General features: G+C 66.5%; 17 protein-coding genes. 7 read left to right on the forward strand and 10 right to left on the reverse strand.

Going from position 1 to position 23,935, the window contains the following annotated elements; translation table 11 throughout:
- Nucleotides 1-155: 155 nt before the first annotated feature.
- The gene (locus ACODS2_RS16205) at nt 156-1,907 is read left to right on the forward strand and encodes a M10 family metallopeptidase (RefSeq protein WP_488999758.1); all 1,752 of its coding nucleotides are present in this window, start codon (nt 156-158) and stop codon (nt 1,905-1,907) included.
- Here the strand turns inward: ACODS2_RS16205 and ACODS2_RS16210 are convergent.
- Nucleotides 1,904-5,893 (reverse strand): non-ribosomal peptide synthetase, encoded by a 3,990-nt coding sequence (locus ACODS2_RS16210; RefSeq protein WP_488999759.1) that lies wholly within the window; start codon nt 5,891-5,893, stop codon nt 1,904-1,906. The two genes, ACODS2_RS16205 and ACODS2_RS16210, sit on opposite strands and share 4 nt — an antisense overlap.
- A gap of 144 nt (nt 5,894-6,037) precedes the next feature.
- Between ACODS2_RS16210 and ACODS2_RS16215 the strand changes: the two genes are divergently transcribed.
- Nucleotides 6,038-7,039: a cyanophycinase gene (locus ACODS2_RS16215; protein ID WP_488999760.1), complete on the forward strand. Its 1,002-nt coding sequence runs from the start codon at nt 6,038-6,040 to the stop codon at nt 7,037-7,039.
- A 6-nt stretch (nt 7,040-7,045) separates the two neighbouring features.
- Here ACODS2_RS16215 and ACODS2_RS16220 read toward each other — a convergent pair whose 3' ends face one another.
- Genes ACODS2_RS16220 through ACODS2_RS16230 form a run of 3 tightly spaced genes read right to left on the reverse strand, consistent with a single transcriptional unit; the run spans nt 7,046 to nt 10,706 of the window.
- Entirely contained in the window at nt 7,046-7,663 is a 618-nt protein-coding gene (locus tag ACODS2_RS16220; protein ID WP_488999761.1) for a TetR/AcrR family transcriptional regulator, read from the reverse strand.
- An 11-nt stretch (nt 7,664-7,674) separates the two neighbouring features.
- A complete protein-coding gene (locus ACODS2_RS16225) occupies nt 7,675-9,078 on the reverse strand; it encodes an APC family permease (protein WP_488999762.1) in 1,404 nt (467 codons plus the stop codon).
- On the reverse strand, nt 9,078-10,706 hold the full coding sequence (locus ACODS2_RS16230) for a phytoene desaturase family protein (RefSeq protein ID WP_488999763.1): 1,629 nt from the start codon (nt 10,704-10,706) through the stop codon (nt 9,078-9,080). Before ACODS2_RS16230 ends, ACODS2_RS16225 begins: the two co-directional genes overlap by 1 nt.
- 81 nt (nt 10,707-10,787) lie before the next feature.
- Between ACODS2_RS16230 and ACODS2_RS16235 the strand changes: the two genes are divergently transcribed.
- Nucleotides 10,788-11,924 (forward strand): aromatic ring-hydroxylating oxygenase subunit alpha, encoded by a 1,137-nt coding sequence (locus ACODS2_RS16235; protein ID WP_488999764.1) that lies wholly within the window; start codon nt 10,788-10,790, stop codon nt 11,922-11,924.
- A 12-nt stretch (nt 11,925-11,936) separates the two neighbouring features.
- Here ACODS2_RS16235 and ACODS2_RS16240 read toward each other — a convergent pair whose 3' ends face one another.
- Nucleotides 11,937-13,379, reverse strand: a complete 1,443-nt coding sequence (locus ACODS2_RS16240; RefSeq protein WP_488999765.1) for a sigma-54-dependent transcriptional regulator — start codon at nt 13,377-13,379, stop codon at nt 11,937-11,939.
- Nucleotides 13,380-13,794: 415 nt separating this feature from the next.
- Between ACODS2_RS16240 and ACODS2_RS16245 the strand changes: the two genes are divergently transcribed.
- Genes ACODS2_RS16245 through ACODS2_RS16255 form a run of 3 tightly spaced genes read left to right on the forward strand, consistent with a single transcriptional unit; the run spans nt 13,795 to nt 17,653 of the window.
- Nucleotides 13,795-14,982 (forward strand): polysaccharide biosynthesis/export family protein, encoded by a 1,188-nt coding sequence (locus ACODS2_RS16245; RefSeq protein WP_488999766.1) that lies wholly within the window; start codon nt 13,795-13,797, stop codon nt 14,980-14,982.
- On the forward strand, nt 14,979-16,394 hold the full coding sequence (locus ACODS2_RS16250; protein WP_488999767.1) for a GumC family protein: 1,416 nt from the start codon (nt 14,979-14,981) through the stop codon (nt 16,392-16,394). The genes ACODS2_RS16245 and ACODS2_RS16250 overlap by 4 nt, the downstream gene beginning before the upstream one ends.
- On the forward strand, nt 16,349-17,653 hold the full coding sequence (locus tag ACODS2_RS16255; protein ID WP_488999768.1) for an O-antigen ligase domain-containing protein: 1,305 nt from the start codon (nt 16,349-16,351) through the stop codon (nt 17,651-17,653). The genes ACODS2_RS16250 and ACODS2_RS16255 overlap by 46 nt, the downstream gene beginning before the upstream one ends.
- Here ACODS2_RS16255 and ACODS2_RS16260 read toward each other — a convergent pair.
- From ACODS2_RS16260 to ACODS2_RS16275, 4 genes are read right to left on the reverse strand one after another with little or no spacing between them, the layout of a single operon-like run.
- Nucleotides 17,595-18,638, reverse strand: coding sequence for a glycosyltransferase family 4 protein (locus ACODS2_RS16260; protein WP_488999769.1), 1,044 nt, complete (start codon nt 18,636-18,638; stop codon nt 17,595-17,597). The two genes, ACODS2_RS16255 and ACODS2_RS16260, sit on opposite strands and share 59 nt — an antisense overlap.
- Nucleotides 18,635-19,624, reverse strand: coding sequence for a glycosyltransferase family 2 protein (locus ACODS2_RS16265; RefSeq protein WP_488999770.1), 990 nt, complete (start codon nt 19,622-19,624; stop codon nt 18,635-18,637). Before ACODS2_RS16265 ends, ACODS2_RS16260 begins: the two co-directional genes overlap by 4 nt.
- A gap of 25 nt (nt 19,625-19,649) precedes the next feature.
- Complete coding sequence (locus ACODS2_RS16270; protein WP_488999771.1) at nt 19,650-20,591, reverse strand: glycosyltransferase family 2 protein; 942 nt, start codon at nt 20,589-20,591, stop codon at nt 19,650-19,652.
- A complete protein-coding gene (locus ACODS2_RS16275; protein ID WP_298174169.1) occupies nt 20,588-21,886 on the reverse strand; it encodes an oligosaccharide flippase family protein in 1,299 nt (432 codons plus the stop codon). The genes ACODS2_RS16270 and ACODS2_RS16275 overlap by 4 nt, the downstream gene beginning before the upstream one ends.
- Before the next feature lie 278 nt (nt 21,887-22,164).
- On the opposite strand from ACODS2_RS16275, the gene ACODS2_RS16280 reads away from it, so the two are divergent.
- Nucleotides 22,165-23,598, forward strand: coding sequence for a WecB/TagA/CpsF family glycosyltransferase (locus ACODS2_RS16280; protein ID WP_488999772.1), 1,434 nt, complete (start codon nt 22,165-22,167; stop codon nt 23,596-23,598).
- Here ACODS2_RS16280 and ACODS2_RS16285 read toward each other — a convergent pair.
- Complete coding sequence (locus tag ACODS2_RS16285; protein ID WP_488999773.1) at nt 23,592-23,927, reverse strand: hypothetical protein; 336 nt, start codon at nt 23,925-23,927, stop codon at nt 23,592-23,594. The genes ACODS2_RS16280 and ACODS2_RS16285 overlap by 7 nt on opposite strands.
- Nucleotides 23,928-23,935: the final 8 nt, after the last annotated feature.

Genomic DNA, 23,935 nt, shown 5'->3' on the forward strand with positions numbered 1-23,935 from the left:
CCGCGCATGCGTGCGGCTTGCCATGCTTGATAAGCGGTAAGCCCCGCGAAACGGCGCTTTGGCGCTGCGGGATAGTCCGCGCGGGGGTTTAGACGCACCTTCAGACGGTGTTGGCATTGCTGCAAGGGTCATCCCTTACCGCACGAGCCCCAGCCATGCCCCGCTTCACCGACCTTTCCACCGTCGCGCGCGTCGGCGCCAGCAGCAAGCCCTTCATCAACGCGCTGCTCCCCTCGCAGGCGGCGTTCCGGGTGGTCTGGTCGAACAAGGATGCCGGCGGCACCACGCACGTAAGCTACAGCTTCCCCTGGGCGGACGGCGTCGCCAGCCAGTTCGCCAACCCCTATGGGCGCGGTGAAAATGCGGCGGCGGTGACGGGTGCGGTGACAAGCGGGCAAGCCGCGATGATCACCAAGGCCTTCGGCGCCTGGTCGGAGATTGCGAACATTGCCTTCACGCAAGTGGCCGAGACCGCTGGCGGCACGGTCGGCGATATCCGCATCGCCTTCACCTCGGCAGTTTCGGCAGGCTACTGGGGCTATTCCCTCGGCGTGTCGGACGGGCGCAGCAGTGCGCATGGCGATATCTGGATCGACGATGCCATCATCGGCCAGTCCTTCGCGCCGGGCACCTACAACTACATGGCGATGCTGCACGAGATCGGCCACAGCCTCGGCCTCAAGCATCCGTTCGAGACGCCCAAGATCCCGGCGGGATACGACAACCAGCGCTACACGATCATGTCGTATACCTCGCCCGAGAAGGTGTGGTGGACAAACCCCGCAACGGGGATCGCCGAGTTCCTCGTCAAGACGCCGATGGTCTATGACATTCAGGCGATCCAGGCGCTCTACGGCGCGAACATGACAACGCGGACCGGCAACGATACCTATGCCTTCAATCCCGGCGCGCCTTCGTTCGAGGCGATCTGGGACGCGGGCGGAACCGACACGTTCAGCGTCGCGACGTTCACCAACGGCTGCACGGTAGACCTGACGCCGGGGGCTTATTCCTCGCTCGCCTACAGCGGTGTTTCACTCACCAACAACATCGGCATCGCATTCGGCTGCATCATCGAGAACGCGATTGGCGGCGCAGGCGCGGATACGCTGCTGGGCAACGAACTTGCCAACACCCTCGATGGCGGCGCGGGAGCGGACACGCTGCGCGGTAATGGCGGCAACGATACGCTGCTGGGCCGCGCCGGGAACGACCTGCTCGATGGAGGGGCCGGCAATGACATGCTTTCCGGCGGCGAGAATGACGACGTGCTGATCGGCGGCGCCGGGAATGACACGCTTGATGGCGGCACAGGCAACGACACGGCAAGCTATGCCTCGGGCAGCGCGGCCGTCCGCGTGAGCCTGGCCATCAGCGGAGCGCAGGCCACCGGCGGCGGCGGAAACGACACGCTGATCGGGATCGAGAACCTCATCGGCGGCACTGGCGCAGACATTCTCATCGGCGATGGTGCGGCCAATGTGCTCGACGGAGGAAACGGGGCAGATCAGCTGCTTGGCGGCGGCGGCAGCGATATCCTGATCGGCGGCGGCGGTCGTGACATGTTCGAAGGCGGCGAAGGCGGCGACGTTTTCCGCTTCACGGCGATGGGCGACCTTTCCGGCACCACCGTGACGAGCGCCGATACGATCCTCGATTTCAGCCGCGCGCAGGGGGACCGGATCGATCTTTCCGGCATAGACGCCGTGAAGCAGACCTCCGCCGTCAACGACGCTTTCACATGGATCGGCAGCGGGGCCTTCACCAAGGTTGCGGGCCAATTGCGCTATGTCGTGACCAATGGCGTCGGCCTCGTCAGCGGCGATATCGACGGCAACGGCACGGCAGACTTCGCGATCCGGATCGAAAAGGCACCCGCCCTCACCGGCCTCGATTTCGTCCTCTAGCCACGCACCACCTTGAGCGGCACGCCCTGATAGGAGAGGCCCGGCAGCAGGCTCTCCTGCTTCATGATCACGCTGCCCGGGCCGACATGCGCGCCCTCGCCCACCACGCAGCCATAGAGCGGAACGGTGCCGGCACCGATCGTCGCGCCCGCCATGATCCGCACCTTGTCCACCTTGAGCACGCGGTCCTCGAAGGTGTGCGCCTGGAAGAACGCGGTTACCGTCGCGCCGTCGCCGATCTCGATCATGTCTGGATCGACGACTTGCGAGAATTGCGGCCCGAGCACCGCGCGCTTGCCGATCTTGAGGCCCATCAGGCGCAAGTAGATCGTCAGCAGGAACGTGCCTTCAAGCTGCTGCAGGATCGCATTGGCATAGCGTGCCCAGGCCACGAACACGAAGTCCCACCGGCTGGCCCAGCAGGACCACAGCGCGTGCTGGCCCGGCTTTACCCGGCCCATCAGCGTCCACTTAAGCACAGTGACAGCGAGCAGCAGCGCAAGCAGCGGGACAAGCGTCGCCAGCGGAATCACGATCAGCGCGAACTCGAGGTCGTTCGCTTCCGGCGCGCCTTCCACCAGCAGCTTGTACCACAGCACCGTTGCCAGCAGCGTGCCAACCGGCAGCACGAAGCGCAGCAATTCCCAGAACACGCGGTTGCAATAGCGGATCAGCGAGGGATCGTGTGTGAGGCTACGGTCCATCTCCACCACCTGCCGGCGCGGCAGATCGAAGCTAGGCCGCCCGAAGCGGGATTGGCCGGTGGCGATTTCGCTGGCGTGGGCGACAGTGCTGATGCCGATCAGGATATCGTCCGGCAGCACTTCGCCCGCCGGGATCACCGCATGGTTGCCGAGGAAGGTGTTGCGCCCGAGCACGATCGGCGCGAGCCGCACCGTGCCGCGCGTGATCTCCGGCCCGCCGAGGTAGATACCGTCGGCAAAGAAGGTCTCCGCACCGATGGTGACGAGTTCGGGCGTCACATCGAAGATCGTGCTGATTTCGCACTTTTCACCGATATTGGCCCCCGCAAGCCGCAGCCACTGCTTCCAGAACAGCGTGCCTGAAAGCCACTGCCCGGCATTGAACGTAGCCGCCGATTTCAGCCAGACGCGGATGTAGGCAAGGCTCCAGCGGTCGATCACTCCGGGTTTCACCCGGCCCATCGCGCGGACCATCAGCGCGCTCCAGACAAGGCTGACGGGCACACTGACCACAGTCACCCCGAAGACGACCGCGAGCACCTGCGGATCAAGCTTCGGCGCGTAGATCCAGACCCAGATTTCCTCCGAGCCGACACCGAGGAGGTAGCACAGCAGCAAGGCAAGAAGACCGGCGGGCAGCGCGCCGAGCATCGTCGCGATCCCTTCGGCAGCCAAGGTCGCCAGACCGTGCATGACAGGGCTGAGGTGCAGACCGGTGCCGGTAAGCGCAGGCGCTTCGGGTGCCGGGCCGACGCGGCGAGCCGGCACGCCGTCCCAAAGCTCGCTCGGCGGCACAGTGGTGCCCGGGTTCACCACCGAGAGCGGCGCAATCACGCTGCTCGCGCCGATGCGGCAATTCTGCTCGACCGTGGCGCGCGTCTGCAGGGTGGCATCGGCCTCGATCACGATCCGCCCGACGACAATATCGCCCCGGTCGTATTCGACGAGGCCGATATGCGCGTCCTGCCCCAGCGTCACGTTGTCGCCGATCTCAAGCAGATCCCAGCCGCCGCGATGGAGATGAACGCCGCGATGAATGTGCACGCCGCGCCCGATTTTCGCGCCCAGCAGGCGCAGCACGGAATTCATGAACACCGTGCCCGAAAGCATCGGCCACGGGATCAGCCGCGCCGATTGCACGGTGACCCAGTGGCGGAGGTAATAGGCGCTCCAGACCGGCGCGCGGACCGGACGGTAGCGCCCTAGCGCGATCCACTTCACGAGGAGCGTGAACCCCACCGAAACCGGCAGATAAAGCGCAACGCCAGCCACGGTGATAAGCGGCGTGAGCAGCACGAAGGCGACAAGATCGAGCTTGTCGAACAACAAAGGAAACAGCACCCAGGCGGCAGCCCAGCTCACCCAGCCGCCAAAGGCAATTTCGCCCGCCAGCCAGGCGATCTGGACGACATTGGCGAGAACCGGCCGTGCCTCGCCTTCGCGCACCAGCACGGGCGCTCTTTGCTGCGCAGCATTGGCGGAAGCGGCATTTGCTTCCTCGCCCAGTGCGGCGAGCGCGCGGACGGTGCGCGCCGCATAGATATCGCTGACCGTGACCCAGTCTCCGGCGCCGCCCTCGCGCAGCAGCGTGACCAGCAGCGCGGCGCTCAGGGAGTCGCCGCCGAGGTCCTCGAAGAAATCGTCTTCGACCGACACGCCGTCAGGACGTGTCAGGATATCGGCGACGGCGGCGGCAAGCGCGGCTTCGAGCGGGGTCGCCGGCGGCACGATATCGCGCGCAGGCCCTGCATCGGCGGAAAAGGTCATTGCCGGCAGCACTGCGCGGTTGAGCTTGCCGCCAACGGTGGTCGGAAGCTCGGCGAGCATGCCGATGCGGCGGGGCACCATGTAGCTCGGCACCGTGCTGGAAAGCTGCGTGCGCAGATCGTCCAGATCGAGCGCATCCACGCCCTCCCCCGGCACGACATAGGCGACGAGTTCGGGCACGCCGCCTGCTTCCTGAAGCCGCGCTGCCGCCGCGCGCACGCCGGGCAGCGCGGCAAGGCGCGCCTCGATCTCGCCGAGTTCGACGCGGTAGCCACGGATTTTCACCTGCGCGTCGATGCGCCCGTGGTAAAACAGGTTGCCGTCCGGCTCGCGGTGGACAAGGTCGCCAGTCCGGTAGATTCGCCCGCAGATCGGGTGATCGACGAACTTCTCGGCAGTCAGGTCCTCGCGGTGGCGATAGCCGCGCGCAACGCCCGCACCGCCCATGCACAGCTCGCCTTGCTCGCCCTCTGCAACTGGCTCAAGGTCTTCGCCCAGCACGAAGGCCTTCATTCCCGGCACCGGGCGACCGATGGTGATCGGCCCGCCGGGGACAATGTCACCGCGCAGGCAGGTCACCGCACATTCCGTGGGGCCATAGCCGTTTACCATGCGGCGACCCTTGGCCCAACGGTCGGCGATATCACGCGGCAGCGCCTCGCCGCCAACGTAGAGCAGCTTCAGATCGGGCAGTGCCGCTTCGGGATCGCGGCAACCGCTGCTGCGCAGCAAAGTCGGCGGCGGGCAGAAAACGCTGGCGCGTTCGCGCTGAAGCCATGCGACGATATCGGGGCCGAGCCTTGCGGCCTCGTCGTCCATCACCACCAGCGTCGCACCGGAGGCGAGCGCCAGCCAGATTTCCTCGATCGAGGAATCGTAGGCCGCAGACGAACCCTGGATCACGCGGTCTGCGGGTGTAAGACCGAATTCAGCGAGATCGGATGCAACAAGATTGGCCACGTTGCGGTGCTCGACCATCACGCCCTTGGGCTTGCCGGTCGTTCCGCTGGTGTAGATCACATAAGCCAGCTGTTCGGGGCGCACTTCGGTAGGCAGCGTCGCGCCTGTGGGCGGCGCCTGCATTGCAAGCTCTGCCGCCAGAAGCAGTGGCACCGCGCCCGCTATGGGCCCAAGCCGCTGCGCACCGACCGAATCAGTCAGCACCGCAACCGCATCAGCATCCTCTAGCACTTCGGCGATGCGGTCATCGGGAAACGAGGGATCGATCGCGGTATAGGCGCCGCCCGCCTTGAGCACCGCGATCTGCGCCACATAAAGCATCGGCGAAGTGCGCGGCAGCAGCAGCGCGACGATCCGCTCTGGCTTGAGCTGCGGCGCGAGATGCAGCGCGAGCCGGTCAGTCAGCGCCGCAAGCTCGGCATACGTCATCACCTGCCGTTCCGGACGGGTGCGCGCTGGCGGCACCTCGATCGCGGTGCCATCCGGATAGCGCGTGACCGCTTCGGCAAGGAACGCGTGGAGCAAGGCGGGGTACACTTGGGACACGGAAGACATGGCGTCCCTCTATCGCCGCTGCATAGGCGGTCAAGCGGTGGATAGCCCCGAATCCGTGGAGCAAATCCCCATGCCATGGGGATTTTGCGCCCAGCGGAGCCTTGTGCCAGAACAGAGCATCGCTTCGAAACGGGAGAGCCGGGTTTGCACATTTATGCGAGAAGGATTGCGGCGGGGCTGGCCGCCATACTGGCATTGCTCGCCGCATCGCATGCCGCAGCGCGGGCGCTGGATGTCTATCTCGAAGGCGATCCTTCCGGCCCTGCCCCCGCACCGGTTTCGGGCGGTTTGCTGCTGATCGGCGGCGGAGACCACAGCGCCGAGGCGATGCGCTGGTTCATCGCCAAGGCGGGACATGGCCATATCGTCATCCTCCGGGCCTCGCAGCATGGCGAGGCGAGCACCGAATTCTACCGCGAGCTGGGGGGCGTCCTCTCGGCTGAAACCTTCGTCACGCATTCCCGCTCCGCCAGCCGCGACCCGCATCTGCTGGACGCTTTGCGCAAGGCGGACGGCGTTTTCATCGCCGGCGGCGATCAGGCGCGCTATGTGCGGCGCTGGCGCGGCACACCGATTGCCGCCGCGCTCGATGCCCACGTTCGCGCGGGCAAACCGCTTGCCGGCACCAGCGCCGGGCTCGCGGTGCTGGGCGAATATCTCTACGGCGCAATGGACGGCCAGAGCCTGACGGCCTCGCAGGCGCTGGCCGATCCTTACGGCAAGAGCAACACGATCGAAACCGGGTTCCTCCATCTCGATCTGCTCAAGGGCGTGATCACCGACAGCCACTTCACCCAGCGCGCGAGGCTCGGCAGGCTGTTTGCGTTTATCGCCAAGGCGCAAGCAAGTCGCCCGGCCGATGCGTCGCCGCTGATCGGGCTGGGCATCGATGAAGGCGTGGCGCTCGCGGTGGAACCGGACGGGACCGGGCAGGTCTATCCATCAACCCCCGGCACCGGCGTATGGGCAGTTTACGGCGCAGGAATCGGGCGCGCTGATGCGCCCGGGGCGCTTGTGGCCACGCGGATCCATGTCACCATCGCCGGGCCGCAATCGGTGGTGCATCTGCCATCGGGCGAAGTCGGAAATCCGGTCGCCGAGAAGGACTACAGCGCAAACGGCGGAGCGATTGTGCCGCTGCCTTGATCCCGCTCAGACGCCAAACAGGCGGCGCGCGGCGGCGTCGCACAGCGCGACGCAGCGCTCGCGCGGGGTGCGCTGGTCCGAGAGGTAGTATTCGATCCACAGCCCATCGAGCACCGCTGAAAGCAGCGCAATCGCATCGGCCATGGGCAGCGCTTCCGCACGCGCCGGAAGCGCCGCGACGAGGCGTTCGAGCAGCGCGCGCTGGCGCAAGTTGAAACTGTCAGAAACGGCTGCGAAATCGGCGCGGCTGCGGGCCTGCTGCCAGAACACCATCCACGCGCCGATGATATCGGGCCCGGCCCACTCATCCGAAAAGACCGCAAGGAAGTAGCGGTGGAGCGCATCAAGCGGGTCCGCCGCATGGGGCATGGCCGCCGCCTCCAGCTGCGCGAGCATGTCCTCGCAGAGCTGTTCATAGGTCTCGAGCAGGAGGTTGTCCGGATTGCGGAAATAGTGCCGCAGCAAGCCATGGCTGACCCCGGCCCTCCGGCAGATTTCGCGCCCCGTGGTCCCCTTGGCACCGAGTTGGGCAAGGCAGCTGACCGTCGCCGCCACAAGATCAGCGCGCCGCACCAGCGGAGAAGCGCGGCGACGGCGCGGGGGCGCCGGCGGTTTCAGGGCCATGCTCGCCATGGTCAGGCCGCTCGCCGCGCGGAGCGCTGGCCGAGGTAATAGACCAGCGTGCCGCTGCCCAGCAGCACGGCGGTGAGGCCCAGGATCTTGATTACCGCAAGCAGCTTGTTCGGCTCGTCCGTCGCCGGGAAGCCCGCCAACACCAGCGCGGTGAGCGTGGTGGCAAGTCCGATGCAGGCGAAGACCGTGGACGTTACGCGCCCGCCGGGCAACCGGGTGACCCCCGCTTCTGCAGGACGGCCCTGCAGGCGGATCACCGCGAGGAAGACCAGCGCGAAAGGCAGGAAGGCAGCGATGATCCCCATACTCACCAGCACATCATACGCGCCTTTCACCCCGGTTCCAGCCTGCCCGAGGATGCAGAGCACTGCGCCGAGCCCGCCCTGCACGAGGATCGCAACATAAGGCGTGCCCCACTTGGGATGGACTTTGGCAAAGACTGGCGGGAGCAGCCGGTCGATCCCCACCGCAAAGGGAATGCGCGCGGCGCACGAAAGAAAGCCGCTCGCCGCGCCGAGATTGCCGAGCGTGATGAGCAGCGCCAGCGGCACCACGATCCAGCCCGCCCCCACCTTCTGCGCCGCCACCGCACCCGCCTGGATCAGGCCCTGCAGCGTGTTGACTTCGCCCGCGGGCATCGCCAGCAGCACGGCGAACGTGCCGATGATGTAGCAGGAGACGATCACCACCCCCGCAATCGGCAAAGCGCGCGGAATCGTGCGGCGCGGGTCCTTGATCTCGCCGCTCATGAACGAAGCGGTCTCCGCGCCGGAGAGCGCGAAGGCAATCGCCGCCCACATGATCATGTGCTGGATATCGAACACCGGCACGAAGGATTGCGGCGTGAACTCCGTCGCCGAGCCGAACCGCCACCAGGCCATCCCGCCCAGCACGATCACGATCAGCGCCGGCCCCCACATGCCGACCGCACCCAGATTGTGCAGCCAGCGCCCGAAGCGCAGGCCGAAAATGTTGATCGCGGTGATGAAGGCCAGCGCGCCCAGCGCAAAACTCATGAAAAACACCGGATTGCTGCGCAGATGAAGCCAGCTCGTCCCGCCGATATAGATCGCGTTGCCGGCATCGAAATAGAGCACACTGGGGAAATAGGGGAGGTTCGAGGTGAAGTAGCTCCACCCTGCCATGAATCCGACGTATGGCCCGAAGGCCTCGCGCGTCCAGATATAGAGCCCGCCCTCCTGCGGATAGCGCGAGGAGAGCTCGACGATGGCGAGCACGAACGGCAGGTAGAAGCACAAGAGCGCCCCCACCCAGATCACGATCGAGCTCGGCCCGAAGGCCGCCGCGGTCGCGATCCAGCGCAGACTGACGCCGGTGACCACATAGAACATCGCAAGGTCGGCAACGCCCATCACTTTCGCCGGATGGGGCGCGCCGCCGGCCATCAGCGCCGGCCCTGCTTCTTGGTATCGCGCAGCACCTGCATGGCCGCGTTATGCCCCGGTGCGCCGGTTACGCCTCCGCCGGGATGCGCGCCGGCCCCGCAGAGGTACAGCCCCTCGACCGGCGTGCGGTACTGCGACCAGCGCGGCACCGGGCGCATCGAGAACAGCGCGCCGGGGTGCAGGTCGCCATGGAAGATATTACCTTCGGTCAGGCCGTAGATCCGCTCCAGATCCAGCGGGGTCAGCATCACGCGGCCGAGGATCAGCTCACGCAGGTTCGGCATGTGGCGGCTGATCTGGCTGATGATCGATTCCGCCAGCGCCTCGCGCTTTTCGTCCCACGTGCCCTCGCGCAGGTCGTAGGGCACGTACTGGATGAAGCAGGTCAGCATATGATGCCCCGGCGGGCAGAGGCTGTCGTCAACGAGGCTGGGGATCACGCAATCGATCCACAGTTCCTCAGGCACATCGCCGAAACGGGCGATATCGGCGCAGCGCTGCGCGCCCTCCAGCGTGGGCGCGATGGTGAGGAGTGCGCGCTCCAGCGGCGTCGCATCCGGGCTGCGACCGATCACCGTGGGCTCGCCCGAAAGCGCGATGTTGAGCTTGGCCGCCGGGCCGCCCATTTTGATCGCGGCGATATCGCGGCGGAAATCATCAGGCAGATCGGCCTTGGCCAGCAGCGCGAGGAACGTGCGCTTGGGATCGGCGTTGGAGAGCACGACTTTCCCGCGCACCTGCCGCCCGTCGAGCAGGGTCACACCGGTTGCCCGCCCGGCGAACACGTCGATGCTGCCGACCGGCGCACTCGTTTCGATCACTGTGCCAAAGCCGCGCGCGGCAGCGGCAATCGCGCCCGAAACCGCGCCCATCCCGCCCATGACATGGCCGTTGAAACCCTGCACCGCATGGTCCCCGCCCGCGAGCAAATGAAACAAGAGGCCGACTGCCGAACCCGGTTCATAGGGTCCACCGTGTTTGCCGTAGACGTTGTTGGCCAGGATCATGCGCTTGGCGGCATCGGATTCGAAATGCCGATCAAGGAACTCGCCAAGGCTGCCGGTGAGGAACTGCACCATCTCGCCGATCTCGGTGCCCTTGATGCGGCGGAAGCGGCGGATCATCCGCAGCCCCTCGCGCAGCCGGTCGAGCCCGCGCGCGGCAAGATCTGGCGGGGATTCGAGGAAGAAGGGCTGGAGATAGGCGGCGAGCGCCTTGAGCTTGCGGTCGACTTCGAGGAAGCTTTCCGCATCGCGCGCGGAGAACCGGGCGATTTCCTGCGCGGTCCGCTCCGGATCTGCCCACCAGCGGATGATTTCACCCTCACCCAGCGGCACGGTGAGGATCGGATCGCAGGCCACCATGCGCAGACCGTGGCGGCCGAGATCGAGATCGCGGATCACCGTCGGCATCAGCATCGAGGCGATGTAGGACGTGAACGAAACGCGGTGGCCGGGGATGACCTCCTCGGTCACGCAGGCACCGCCGACGATGGGCCGCGCTTCCAGCACCAGCACCGAACGCCCCGCCTTGGCCAGATAGGCCGCCGCGGTCAGCCCATTGTGCCCCGCGCCGACAATGATCGCATCCCAGACCTTGCCCGTCACATCCATGGCCGCGCTGCCCATCCCCCTCGCTTTCAGGCTGGATGAGTGCCGCAATGGTGCTTATAAGGCAAGCGTCTAATAAGCGATGCGGAGCAAGCGGCGATGAACGTTCAGCAAGCCAATGGCGGAATGGAGCAGTCGCTCGAAAGCACCGCCTACCTCACCCTCGAGGCCTTCGCGCGCGACAAGGCCGCGATCTTCCACCGCCAGTGGTTCTGCGCCGGCCGCGAGGAAGACATGCCCGGCCCCGGCGATCACCAGGTGCTCGATGTGGCGGGCGAAAGCGTGATCGTGGTGCGCGGCAAGCAGGGCGCGCTCCATGCGCACTACAACGTCTGCCGACACCGCGGCGGGCGGATGTGCGACGCAGTCAGCGATGCGCGCTGGGGCGTCACGCTCGATGCCGGGGTTGTCGGCAAGACGATGATCCGCTGCCCATACCACGGCTGGTCCTATGCGCTGGATGGCCACCTGCTGGCAGCACCGCAGCTGCAGGACGCGCCGGGTTTCGACAAGAGCCGGTTCGGCCTGCATCCGGTGGCGGTCGAGACCTGGGGCGGGTTCGTGTTCCTCAACCTCTCGCCCGAAACCGCGCCCGATTTCGCGGCGGAGCTGGCCGAACCGGCGCGCCGCCTGGTCAACTATCCGCTTGCCGATCTGCGCACCGCGCAGACGATCCGCTACGAGGTGCGCGCCAACTGGAAGCTGATCCTCGAAAACTACAACGAATGCTATCATTGCCCCGGCGTCCACCCGGAGCTCACCGCGATTGTGCCCGCGTTCAAGGTGCGCGGCGGGATCGATCTCGATTGGGAAGCCGGCATCCCGCATCGCGAAGGCGCTTACACCTACACGATGACCGGTACGACCAACCGCGCCCCCTTCCCCGGCCTCTCCGAGGAAGAAAAGGTGCGCCACAAGGGCGAGCTGATCTATCCCAACCTCATGTTCAGCGTCAGCTGCGATCACGCCGCGGCCTTCCTGCTGTGGCCCTTGGCGGCGGATCGCACCCTGATCGAATGCCGCTTCCTGTTCCGCCCGGATGAGATGGCCAAAGCGGATTTCGACCCAGCGGACGCGGTGGACTTCTGGGACCTCGTCAACCGGCAGGACTGGGCCGTGTGCGAACGCGTCCAGTCCGGTATCGCCGCGCGCGTTCATACGCACGGCTACTACGCGCCGATCGAGGACCTCAGCCTCGATATCCGGCGCTACATCGAACGCTGCGGCGAACCCTGAGCGCGCGGGCGCTCAGTTCGCCGCCATCCACCGCTCGCGCTTGCGGTAGAGCGTCGAAGGGCTGACGCCGAGCGCCTTGGCCGCCGAGGGCAGGCTGCCGCCTGCATTGTCGATCGCCGCCTCGATGGCGATGCGCTCCAGTTCGTCGAGCGTGAGCCCTTTCACTGCATTGACCACGGCCAGCACATCGGTCGCACGATCGATCTCGACAGGTGGCCGCGCGCCGACTGGTGCAGGCTGCTGGGCTGCGGCAGGCGGCGCTGTGACCTGGCTGGAGAGCGGAAATGCCGAGGCCGGCAGATCGGGGCCCATGTGGAGCACCGCTGCACGGCGCATCACGTTCTGCAGTTCGCGCACGTTGCCCGGCCAACGGTACTGTTCCAGCGCAGCAAGCTGGGCAGCGGCGAGCGGGTTGAAGGTCTTGCCTTCCTCACGCGCGAAACGCTGGAGAAAACCTTCGGCAAGTTCGCGGACATCGCCGACGCGCTCGCGCAGGGGCGGCATATGCAGCGGCACCACGGCGAGGCGGTAGAACAGGTCCTCGCGGAAGCGTCCTTCGGCCACTTCGCGCTCCGGATCGCGGTTGGTCGCGCAGACGATGCGGACGTCGACTTCCTCGATACGGTTGGAGCCGACGCGCTGGATCGAACCGGTCTGCAGGAAGCGCAGCAGCTTGACCTGCAGCGGCAGCGGCATCTCGCAGATTTCGTCAAGGAACAGCGTCCCCTTGTGCGCCGCCTGCGCCGCGCCGACGCGGTCGCTCACCGCACCGGTGAACGAGCCCTTGAGGTGGCCGAAGATCTCCGATTCCAGCAGGTTCTCAGGGATAGCGCCGCAGTTCAGAGCAATGAAAGGGCCACCGGCCCGTCCGCTCGCACCGTGGATGGCTTCGGCGCAGACTTCCTTGCCGGTCCCGCTCTCACCGGTGATGAACACCGTGGCACGGCTTGAGGCAACGCATTCGATCTGGCGATAGACTTCCTGCATCAGCGGCGAATCACCGATGAACGTGCCGGGTTTGGCCTTCTTCGCCTTCTGCGGGGCACCGGTGGGCGCCGCGCGGCTGGCGGATTTGCCAAGTTCGATCGCGCTTGCCAGCACCGCAAGCAGCCGGGCACCGGCAATCGGCTTGACGAGGAAATCGAACGCCCCGATCCGCATTGCCTCGATCGCGCGCGAGAGCGAACCGTCTGCCGTGGCGACGATCACCGGATAGGTCTCGCAGATGCCCGGATTGGCGCGCAGCCATTCCAGTCCGTCGGCATCGGGCAGTTGGAGGTCCAGCAGGATGGCGCCGAAATCCGGCGTTTCAGCAAGCGCCGCGAGCGCCGCCGCAGCGGAATGCGCCACGAACGGCTGGTGCCCCGCCTTCTCGATCTGGGCTGCGTATGCCATTGCCAGAGAGGCAAGGTCCTCGACAATAAGAATTTTCTCGCGCGCCATACGCTGATCCATTTCATGCTGCCGCTTGCATTATGCAAACGCAGTGCTTTCCAATTCGCAACCAATCGCCTGATCAGCGGCTGCCGGAGCAGCAGGTGCTGAAAAAGCGATCGGCGTGTCCCTTTGCGAAAGTGCGGCAAGCTCGCGCGATCGTCGCATGGGCCCGCACTGACGAATGATCCGTGCTTCGCAGGAAGCGTGCCAAGCGCGGAAACATTTGCATTTCGGCCGCTTCGCATACCGTGATTCGCATTTCGCAACGGCATTTCTTCGCAAATTGCGTACGCAATTATACGCATATTGCAATGATCCGATCTCACTTGGACCCCGGTCATCTCGCGTTTCGCGCGGTTTTGCGTAGGTTCTCATGCAGAATGCGAAGCTGGCACGCGCCTTGCTGTCTCCTGAAGCACATCAGGAGATGACCATGAATTCCCGAACCACCCTCAGCATGCTGCTGTGCACTGCGCTTCTAGGCGGATGCGCGACGATGCCGACTCCGGCCAACCTGCCCGGCGCACGGTTCCAGCGCGAACAGCAACTCGAAAACCAGCCGCTTGCCACCTGCAGCTTGCCGGGCGCGCCGGGCGTCATCGCCCACCTCGTGCATGTCGATGCCAATGTTTTTTCCGGAAGCCCCGATCTCGTCGGCCCCGGTGACCGCTTGAAACTTGCCGTCGCCGGTGATGCTGAAACGCTGACCGGCAGCTATGTCGTGGCCGCAAACGGCCGCCTCACCATCCCCTTTCTGGGTGAGATCGTGGCAGCCGGCCGCCCGGTAAGTGCGGTGGAACGCGAAGTCCGCCAGCGCCTGATCGCCGGCGCGCTTGTCCGCGATGTGGCCGGCGGCGTGAAGCTGGCCCAGGTCGAAGCCGCCGGGGTGCAGGTATCGGTCGAAGGTGCGGTGTTCGAACCCGGCCTCGTCCGCGCCGGCGAACGCGCGGCAGACTCGCGCGCAACGACTGTCGACCATCCGGCCGGGGGTGATTTCAATTCGGGCCGTTCGCTTTCGGCCGCACTGCGCGCTGCGGGCGGCATCCGCCCCGATGCCGCAGCACAGGCCGTCTATCTCGTGCGCGGCGATAGCTACGCGGTGATCGACGTCACCCCGGCATTCACTGGCGGTGTCCCGGCCGATCCGCAGCTCGCCGCCGGGGACCGCATCATCGTGCCGTCCGCAGGCTGCTTCCAGGCCGACTATGTCCGCCCCAGCAGCGTGACCGCCCCGGGCGTGCGCGTCTATCTCTCCAACCTCTCGCGTCCGGCCAGCAGCAACTCGGCTTCGGCGATCAACAGGGATTCGACGAGCTTCCCCTATGGCACCCGCATGCTGCAGGGCCTCGTTTCCGCCAACTGCGTCGGCGGCTCGGCGATGAACGCGGGCCGCAAGGCCGTGCTCATCTCGCGCAATCCGGTCACCGGACGCTCGGTGGTGATCGCGCGTTCGGTGGAAGGCCTCGTGCGCACTTCCGATCGCGACGATCTCAACCCCATGCTCATGCCCGGCGATGCCATCGCTTGCTACGACAGCGACGCGATGACCTTCGTCGATGCGGTGGGCGTGGTCGGCAACCTGCTCGGGCCTGCCGTGCTGGTCAACGGTCTCAAGAAATGAGCCAGAAGCACATCCGCATGCTGGACCGCCGCCGCGAATGGCTGCGCCGGGTCCTCCTCCCCCACCTCCCCGCCGTGGGCCGCTACCAGCGCTATGTCCGGAGCATTGCTCCGGTGCTGGGCGTGATCTGGTTCGCCACGGCGGCCTATCTGCTGATCGTGCCGCGCAGCTACACCAGCGAGTTCAGCCTGATCGTGCCGGGCTCCGGCGTGGGCAGCTCGCTCAACGTGGAATCGATCGGGCAAGCCCAGTCCTCGTCCAGCTCTGCCTTCTCGAGCTCGACCCTGAGCCCGACCGAGAACTACAAGCAGCTTCTTTCGGCAGACATCACCCAGCGGGCAGCGGCCAAGCTGACCGGCGAGGACGGCGATCTTTTCCCTGATCCGGTCATCAAGCTCGTCGACCAGACCAATCTCATCCACGTCAGCATCACCGGCCGCACCGCACAGCAGGCCAAGGCCCGTGCGGATGCGCTGCAGAACGCCTTTCTCGCCCGGCTCGACATGCTGCGCGCCGACGAAGCGCACAAGCGCGAGGAATCCGACGTCAAGCGCCTCGTCGAGCTCTCGAACAAGGTGCAGACCGCGCAGCGCAAGCTGATCGCTTTTCAGGCAAGCCATGGCCTTGCCACGCTGGAGCAGTTCAACGCGCGCATCACTGCGGTCGATACCCTCCACGACAAGGAGCGCGACGTGCGCATGCAGCTGCGCCAGTATGCCGGGACCGCCGGGCGGCTTTCGGGCAGCCTCGGCAGCAACCCGCATGCCGCCGATATCGCCATGCGGCTACGCGGCGATCCGGTGTTCCAGCAGCTCGCCGATCGCTACGCCACCAGCAATGCCCAGGCGAGCGAGAAGTCCGCCACGCTGGGTGAACGCCATGTCGAGATGGCCAAGGCCAATGGCGAGCGCGATGCCCTGCGCGCGGCTCTGGTGACGCGCGGGCGGCAGCTGACCGGCCTTTCGGAAGGTGCGATCATGGCCGGTATCGATATGCAGGTGGCGGACGGACGGTCCAACCTGATGCAGGCGATGACTGTCAACGATGCGCAGGCCGCTGGCGCCGGTGCGGCTCTGGCCGAAATCCGGGGCGATCTCGCCCGCGCGCAGGCCCAATCGCCCGCGCTGATCGAGCAGGCGTCCGAGCTTGCGGACCTCCAGCGCGATCACCACGTCGCCGAGGCGGTGTTCTCCTCCGCGCTCGCCCGCATCGATACCAACAAGCAGGACCCGTTCGCATCCTATCCGCTGGTCCAGACGCTGGCCCCGCCATCGCTGCCCAAGCGCCCCTCGAGCCCGTCTCTGGTGATAGCTCTCGCCGGTGCCCTAGCGGCAAGCATGCTGACACTGCTAGCATTCGCGCTGGCATGGCTGCGGCAACCCCTCCTCGAGCGCATGTTGCGGAAAGGCTGATCACCGGCACGATCGGCGCGACCTGGATCCTGTGGATCACGGGCGGCCTCTACTTTGCAGGGCCAGTGCTCGGTTGGGCGCTGGCCCTGCTTGCCGTTCGGTCCTGGTACTATGCCCCTGCCCTGCCCGCGGCTGAACGCCCCGGCCAGTTGCCGCCGGCGATCTGGGCATGGCTGATCGGCATGGCAGCCATGCTGGTGGTCCTCTTCATCGGGCACACCCAGTTCCACCTCGGCACCGGGCAGACGATCAAGTCGGCCGTCGGCTGGGCCAAGGGCTGGGCCTTGCTGGCGCTGTTCCCGCTCGCCGGGTTTGCACTGCCGATCCGCGTGGAGGCGCTTTCGCGTGCGGTCTGCCGGCTCAGCCTGCAGACGCTGATCCTGCTGCCACTTTTCCTTGCTGCGCCCTTTGTCGGCCTGCCACAAAAGCTCTGGGTCTCCCCGCTCGCTGTGCTGGGCGGATCAGGCAACGAGTACTTCGCCGCCATCCTCTACACGATCGAACCCGGTGTCGGCACTGCACGCTGGCAATTCTTCGCGCCGTGGTCACCCGCCGCCGGCATGGTGGCAGTGATCCATTTCCTGCTGGCGCGGATGGAGCCCGATGCGAAATGGCGCTGGACGGGCTATGCCGCCTCGGTGCTCGTCGCCCTGCTGTCGCAAAGCCGCCTCGCGCTGATTGCGCTGGCGGTGATCGTGCCGCTGGCATGGCTGGCGGGCAAAGTGCGGCAGCCGGTGCTGTGGTTCTGCGCCGCCGGGCTGGTGCTGATGGGATCATGGTTCTCCCCCCAACTGCGCGCGCTGGTCGATCAGATGACGAGCGATTTCTCAAGCGCGCGCGCCGATTCCTCGCGCGTGCGGGCGGCGCTCGGCCGGATCGCGGTGCAGCGCTGGCAATCGGAAGCCTACTGGTTCGGCCACGGCATCGTCGAGCGCGGCCCGCACATGGTCGAATACATGCCGATCGGCAGCCACCACACATGGTTCGGCCTGCTCTTCGTCAAAGGGCTGGCGGGCGCCATCGCCCTGGCCGTACCGATGGTCTGGACCCTCGCCGCCACGTTTCGCGCCGCGATGGACAGCAAGGTCGGCCAGCTCGGCTTCGCCATGGCGCTGACCTACTGGCTCTACAGCTTCGGCGAGAACCTCGAGGTGCTCACCTACATCGCCTGGCCCGCGCTGCTCGCCATCGGCATCGCGCTCAGGCCGTCACCGGAACTCCGATCGGCCGCGCCTGACGCGGCACCAGCCGCCGGATAAGCCGCGCCCACTCGCGCTGCCGGTCAAGCCCGCAATCCTGCGCAGAGCGCCGCGCCGCGCGCGCCATCACGCCAAGGCGCTGGTTGTCGAGCGAGGCAAAGGCGCGCGCAAGGGCATCGGGATTGGTGAAATCGATCACGAGGCCCGCACTGCCCACCTGTTCCGGCAAGCCATCGACCGGCGCGACAAGGATCGGACGTCCCGCCTCGCGCGCCTCGCAGGCGACCTGACCGTAGGCTTCCCAGCGCGAGGGTACGGCGACGAGATCGCAGCCGCGCAGGAATCCAGCGACATCATCGATCTTGCCAGCAAAGCGGATATCGGGCGAGTTACCAGCAAGCTGGCGCAGTTCCTCTTCCATCGGACCGAACCCGCCGATCACGAGCTCCGTGCCCGGCAGCGCCCCTGCACGGTGCGCGCCGATCAGGTTCTCAAGGCCCTTCTGCTCGTGGAACCGGCCATAGGCACCGATCACGAGCGGCCGCTCGCACGAGAAATCGGGAAGCGGCAGCGCGCAAAGCCCGGGATTCTCGGCATAGGGATAGATGACATCGACCTTGTGCCAGGGCAGCTGCGCCACTTCGCGCAGCCAGTCCGCCTGACCGCAGGAGACGCAGACCACCTGATCCACCAGCCGCAGCGCGATGCGCAGCATGAGGCGGAAGCGGCCCTTGTGCTCGACCTTCAGCGCTTCCCACGCGCGGGTATAGCTGTGCTCCACTTGCACGATCCGCGCCCGCGGATTGCGGACCCGAAGCGAGAGCAAAAAGGCGATGCGGCGCCAGTTGGGCGGGAAATGCAGCACGATGATATCGGCATCGAGCCGGGGCGCGATCAGCGCATCGGGGCGCACCGCCACCACGTTGCAATCGGCCGTGTCGCCCACGATCTGCGAGGAAAAGATGCCGAGCCCGCGCGAAACGCCGCCAAAGGCGAAATCATCGAGCAGGTTGACGAGCCGGGGCTTGTTATGGCGCCTGCTCATGCCACCAGCCTCCCGCCGACGGCCATCGCGGCCAGTCGGGCAAAGCGATCGGGGCCGATGATCCGGCCGGCCAGTGCGGCCACCACGGTCACCATGGTCTTGACCGGCTCCTCGAGCAGCGGACGGCGATTGCTCGCCATCGCCTCGCGCAGCAGCGCCAGGGCCATGCCGGGATCGCCCAACTGGACAGCACGGCGCGCCAGATAGCGCAGCTGATAGGCGCGGGCGCGGCTGACATGCGTGCCGGCAAACTCTGCCGCATAGCCGGTGAGGCGCGCGACAACCTGTTCCCAGCTCTGATACTGGCGCACGACCTGCGAAGAGAGGCCCCCGCCATTGACGCGGTATTCGGTGAGCGCGGGCTCGATCCCGGCAAAGCGGACCCTGCCCGCGACCGAAAGGCGCAGCCACATCTCGATATCTTCCGACTGGCGCAGGCTTTCATCGAAGTAGCACACCCGCGCCGGTTCTTCCGGATGGGGGAACGCCACGGTTTCCAGCGCCGCGCGGCGGATCACCGGGGCCGAGCCATTGCCCACCGGATTGCGGCAGAAGATATCCGCCGCCTCGATGCCATCCAGCTTCGGCGTTTGCACAAGGCGCATCGGTCGGCCATCGCGATCGATGAACCGCGAAGGCGAGAAGCTCACGCCGATCTCGGGATTGTGGTCGAGATGGATCACGTGCAGCGCCAGCTTCTCGGGCAGCCAGCGATCATCGGAATCGAGCAGCGCGATATAGGCGCCGCGGGCTTCGAGAATGCCACTGTTGCGCGCACCGGCGAGGCCGCGGTTGGCCTGGACGACGATGCGCAGGCGCGGATCTTCGTAAGCGCGCACGATCTCCATGCTGCGATCGCTGCCGCCATCGTCAACGACGATGAGTTCGAAATCGGTGAAGGTCTGCGCGAGCACGGAATCAATCGCCTCGGCCACATAGGCTTCGACGTTGTAGACCGGCATGACGACGGAAACGGTCGGGTTCATGAGATTATCCTCGGGAGAAAGAAGTTTAGGCAAAGACATGGCGGCGCATCGCGCGCGGCAGAATGGGCGCGGCAAGTGAGCCCGCGAGCGTGCCGAGGCCGCGGCGGCGATCGGCGAGGAAGGCGCGGGGCTCCGTGCGCAGGCCCGCGAGCGCATAGGACAGCGCCTTGACCGGCGACCCGCCCGACCGCAGCGTGCGGCGCGCGAGATAGCGCAAATAGAGCGCCTCAAGCGCCGCCAGCGCCGGGCCATCAAGATGCCGACGTGCCAGCAGCTGCCAGCCAGCCTTCATCCGGTCGAAATCCATCGAGAGGCCATCCGGGCTGAACCGGTAGCCCACGAGCACGGCATTGATCGCCTCGATCCGGCTCCCGCGCGAAAGCAGCCGCGCCACGAATTCCTGATCCTCGGCGTGCGAAAGGCCGGTATCGAGCCCGCCCGCAGCGATGAACACATCGCGCCGCACGACAAAGTTCGACATCGTGCAGACCGGGTTTTCGCCCAGCACCTCGATCAGGCGCAGCGGACCCGTGCCGACCGAAGACAGCGTGCGGCACGCATCGAGCGTGGCGGCGTGCTGCGGCAGAAAGCCGATCCGCGCATAGCTCGCCGCAAGCTTCGCATCGCTGCGGTGGCGCGCGACGTGCGCGGCAAGCTTGTCCGCCGCCCAGAGATCGTCGGCATCGATGAAGGCAATCAGCTCGCCTCGCGCCAGTTCGACACCGAGATTGCGGGCGCTCGAAACACCGCCGTTCGGGCGCGAGACGAGGTGAATGCGCGGGTCGACTTCGGCCAGCGGCATCAGCCGGGTGAGCGTATCATCGGTCGAGCCATCGTTGATGATGACGAGCTCGAACGCGATGAAGGTCTGCGCCAGCACCGAGGCGATGGTCTCGCTGATCGTGGCAGCGGCGTTGTAGACCGGCAAGACGACGGTAACGTGTGGGGTGTTTCCTTGGGCGCTCATGCGGGCTGCTCCGTGGCGGGGATGGCGGGCAAAGTCCGGCGCAGGGCCGGTGCGAGTGTGATGGCGGCCGAAATGGCCGCGGCGAGCAACGTGCCGGTGACGAGCCCGATCACCGCAGCAGTCAGGCTGCCGGTGCGGGCGCCGATGTAGAGGCCGCCCAGCGCGAGGGTGAGGCCAAGCAGGCTGCGCCCGGCATCGCTGCCCACACGGCCTTCGGCGCGCAGCCAGTTGGCGGTGAGGACCGAGGCCAGCTGGGCAACCCCGGCAAGGCACAGGATCGCGATCAGCGGAGCCGCAAAGGCCCAATGCGCGCCGAACACGAGCGGCACGTAGATCGGAGCCAGCAGCGCCTGGGCCGCGACCAGCGGCACAAACAGGGCGACGCCGCCGATCAGCACGCTGCGCAACACGGCGAGGCGGCGCGGACCCGAAGGCGCTGCACAGAGCATCGGGAACGAGACCGTCCCGAACGCGCCGACCAGCGAAGTGACGATGCCAAGCCCGGCGTTGTAGGCAAAGTAGTAGGTGCCGAGCGCGGAGCTGCCCATGGTGGCGACGATCACCAGATTGTCGCCCTGCTGGCGCAGCGCGGTCAGGCCCTCGGCAACCAGCACGCCGCCGCCGAAGCGGACCATGCCGCGCCAGCAGGCGTGACCGGCGTGGGCGTCGTGCTGCCAGGGACGGTTGCGGCGGGTCATCACCAGCCAGACCGGCGCGGTGATGAGCTTGGGCAGGACCACCGACCACGGGCTCGGCCACGCCAGCAGCAGCACGGCGGTCAGCACATGGTCCGCGATCGCCTGGCTTGCCGCAGTGCGGGCAAGCGCGGCATTGCGGCCCTCGCGCATGGCGAGGTAGCACTGGACGAGGCCGGCCGGCATCACCGGATAGACCAGTGCCAGCACCGCCAGCATGGCTGCCGGGCCAAACGCGCCGAAGCCCAACCAGAGGACTGCGGCGACTGCCGTCTGGACCGTGACGAGCACGAGCGCCCAGCCCCAGAACAGGCGGCGCGCGGTGTTGCAGACCGCCGCCAGTTCGCCGTCCGCCGCCGCGATGATGCGCTGGCCGATGCCGATCCCGCTCAGCACGCGGATCAGCTCGAACAGGGTCAAGGCCAGCGCCGCCTCACCGACAATGGCAGGCGCGAGCTGCCGTGCGATAACCACAGTGGTTACAACGCGGACAACCCGGTTGGCAAGCTCGGCACCGCCGTAAGCGCCGAAGCCGCGCATGAGCGGCCCTGTCAGCGCGGCGCGGAGCCGGGATAGAGACTGATCAACCTGGTGTGGCACGAAACCGCCTTGTGCAAATGCGAAAGTTGCACTGGTATCTTCAAGGCTCGTGCCATTATCTTAAATTACTGTTTTATAGCCCTTTTTGGGCATTCAATCGAAACAAATTCGCAAAATGGCGATGCAAAATGCAACGATCTCCTCGCAACCGTGCCGTATTGCAATTTTGAGACAATGAGCCTGCCCCCCGCAATCGGCAGCAATCGCAGATTTCCGCGCCTTGAACCGACTTGGCACAGCATCTGCACCAGCGGCCTCCAATCCCACTGGAGGCATTCATGCTCAAGCGTTTCGATATCATGCAGGACGGTTTCGCGCCTGCCCGGCCGGCACCGGCCCCCTTGTCCGTCCATCCCGGCGATGCACCCGCATCGCGCCTGTTCGGCCTCGATCTTGTCAACGGCTCGCTTTCCGGCGCAGCCAATGCAATCGTAGCCATGGCGGAAGGGCGCGCGCCCATCACGATCCAGTTCATCAATGCCCACTGCATCAATATGCTGAACCTCGACGCGGACTACCGCGCCGCGCTCGCCAAGGCAGACTATCTGCTCCCCGATGGCAGCGGCATGGCCATCGCCGCGCGCCTCGCCGGTGAGCCGATGGGCGAGAATCTCAATGGCACCGATCTTTTCCCGGAAGTGTGCCGCCGAGCCGCGCAGCGCAGGCAGTCGATCTTCCTGCTGAGCGGCAAGCCCGGCATCGCGGCGGCGGCGGCGGGCACGATGGTCTCTACCCATCCCGGCCTGCGCATTGCCGGCACGCGCGACGGGTACTGGTCAGCTGCCGAGGAAGACCGCGTGATTGCCGAGATCAACGCCTCGGGCGCGGCGATCCTCATGGTCGGCCTTGGCGTGCCGCTGCAGGAAAAGTGGATTGCCAGGGTGCGCAGCCGCCTCACCGCGCGCGTGGTCATGGGGGTCGGCGGCCTGTTCGATTACTACTCCGGCGCCGTGCCGCGCGCGCCGCTCGCCTTGCGCAAGCTGGGCTGCGAATGGGCCTGGCGCCTGATGCAGGAACCGCGCCGCCTTTTCATGCGCTATGTCGTTGGCAACCCGCTGTTTCTGATCGCCGCCGCAGCCCACGCCTGGCAAGCGCGCGGACATGCCGAGGCTTTGTCCGAACGGCTCAAGCGCGGCTTTGATCTTGCCGCCGTCTTCGCTGCGCTGGTCCTGTTCCTGCCGCTCTTCGCGATCATCGCGCTCGCCATCACGTGTGAGGACGGCGGGCCCGTGTTCTTCCGCCAGACCCGCATCGGCAAGCGGGGGCTGCCCTTCCGCATGTGGAAGTTCCGCTCCATGGTCGTCGATGCGGAAGCGTGCCTTGCCGGGCTCGTCGCGCAATCCGATCGCGACGACACCTGCTTCAAGATGCGCCGCGATCCGCGCGTGACCCGCGTCGGCACGCTGCTGCGCCGGCTCTCGCTCGACGAGTTGCCGCAGCTGCTCAACGTCGTCTCGGGCGAGATGTCGCTGGTCGGTCCGCGCCCGGGCCTGCCGCGCGAAGTGCTTGCGCTGGCGCCCCATCAGCGCGAGCGACTGGCGGGCCGCCCCGGACTCACCTGCACCTGGCAGGTTTCAGGCCGAGCGGAGATCCCGTTCGAGCAGCAGGTGCGGCTCGATATCGAGTACCTGCGGACGCGTTCGTTCCTGAAGGACATCGCGCTGATCCTGCGCACGGTGCCTGCGGTGCTGACCGCGCGGGGGGCCTATTGAAGCCGGGCGACCGCCGCGCGTAGGGCCGCAAGGCTCGCCTCGCGGCAGTCGCGCAGGTCCGTGATGGCTGGGTCAGTGGCAAGATCGCCGGCACATCGGTCAAACAGCAGGTTCATGCCGAAGTTGCCGCAGATGCCTTTCAACGAATGACGCGCCCGGCCTTGCTCGGTGGCATCACCGACCTGCCACGCCTGCACCAGCCGCTCGGTCCACTCCGTGGCATCGGCGGCGGCATCGAGCAGCAGATCGCAGGTATCGGGGTCCATCCCCCCGAACAGCCCATCGACCGCTTGCGGATCGACCAGATCCGCGCCCACTTCAGATAACATCGCAAGAA

The organism is Novosphingobium sp. FG137 (genome assembly GCF_057809735.1).

Coding starts and splice junctions, on each gene's coding strand:
- ACODS2_RS16205 (WP_488999758.1), top strand. CDS start 156: ATGCCCCGCTTCACCGACCTTTCCACCGTCGCGCGCGTCGGCGCCAGC.
- ACODS2_RS16210 (WP_488999759.1), bottom strand. CDS start 5,893: ATGTCTTCCGTGTCCCAAGTGTACCCCGCCTTGCTCCACGCGTTCCTT.
- ACODS2_RS16220 (WP_488999761.1), bottom strand. CDS start 7,663: ATGGCCCTGAAACCGCCGGCGCCCCCGCGCCGTCGCCGCGCTTCTCCG.
- ACODS2_RS16225 (WP_488999762.1), bottom strand. CDS start 9,078: ATGGCCGGCGGCGCGCCCCATCCGGCGAAAGTGATGGGCGTTGCCGAC.
- ACODS2_RS16230 (WP_488999763.1), bottom strand. CDS start 10,706: ATGGGCAGCGCGGCCATGGATGTGACGGGCAAGGTCTGGGATGCGATC.
- ACODS2_RS16235 (WP_488999764.1), top strand. CDS start 10,788: ATGAACGTTCAGCAAGCCAATGGCGGAATGGAGCAGTCGCTCGAAAGC.
- ACODS2_RS16240 (WP_488999765.1), bottom strand. CDS start 13,379: ATGGATCAGCGTATGGCGCGCGAGAAAATTCTTATTGTCGAGGACCTT.
- ACODS2_RS16245 (WP_488999766.1), top strand. CDS start 13,795: ATGAATTCCCGAACCACCCTCAGCATGCTGCTGTGCACTGCGCTTCTA.
- ACODS2_RS16250 (WP_488999767.1), top strand. CDS start 14,979: ATGAGCCAGAAGCACATCCGCATGCTGGACCGCCGCCGCGAATGGCTG.
- ACODS2_RS16255 (WP_488999768.1), top strand. CDS start 16,349: ATGGCTGCGGCAACCCCTCCTCGAGCGCATGTTGCGGAAAGGCTGATC.
- ACODS2_RS16260 (WP_488999769.1), bottom strand. CDS start 18,638: ATGAGCAGGCGCCATAACAAGCCCCGGCTCGTCAACCTGCTCGATGAT.
- ACODS2_RS16265 (WP_488999770.1), bottom strand. CDS start 19,624: ATGAACCCGACCGTTTCCGTCGTCATGCCGGTCTACAACGTCGAAGCC.
- ACODS2_RS16270 (WP_488999771.1), bottom strand. CDS start 20,591: ATGAGCGCCCAAGGAAACACCCCACACGTTACCGTCGTCTTGCCGGTC.
- ACODS2_RS16280 (WP_488999772.1), top strand. CDS start 22,165: ATGCTCAAGCGTTTCGATATCATGCAGGACGGTTTCGCGCCTGCCCGG.
- ACODS2_RS16285 (WP_488999773.1), bottom strand. CDS start 23,927: ATGTTATCTGAAGTGGGCGCGGATCTGGTCGATCCGCAAGCGGTCGAT.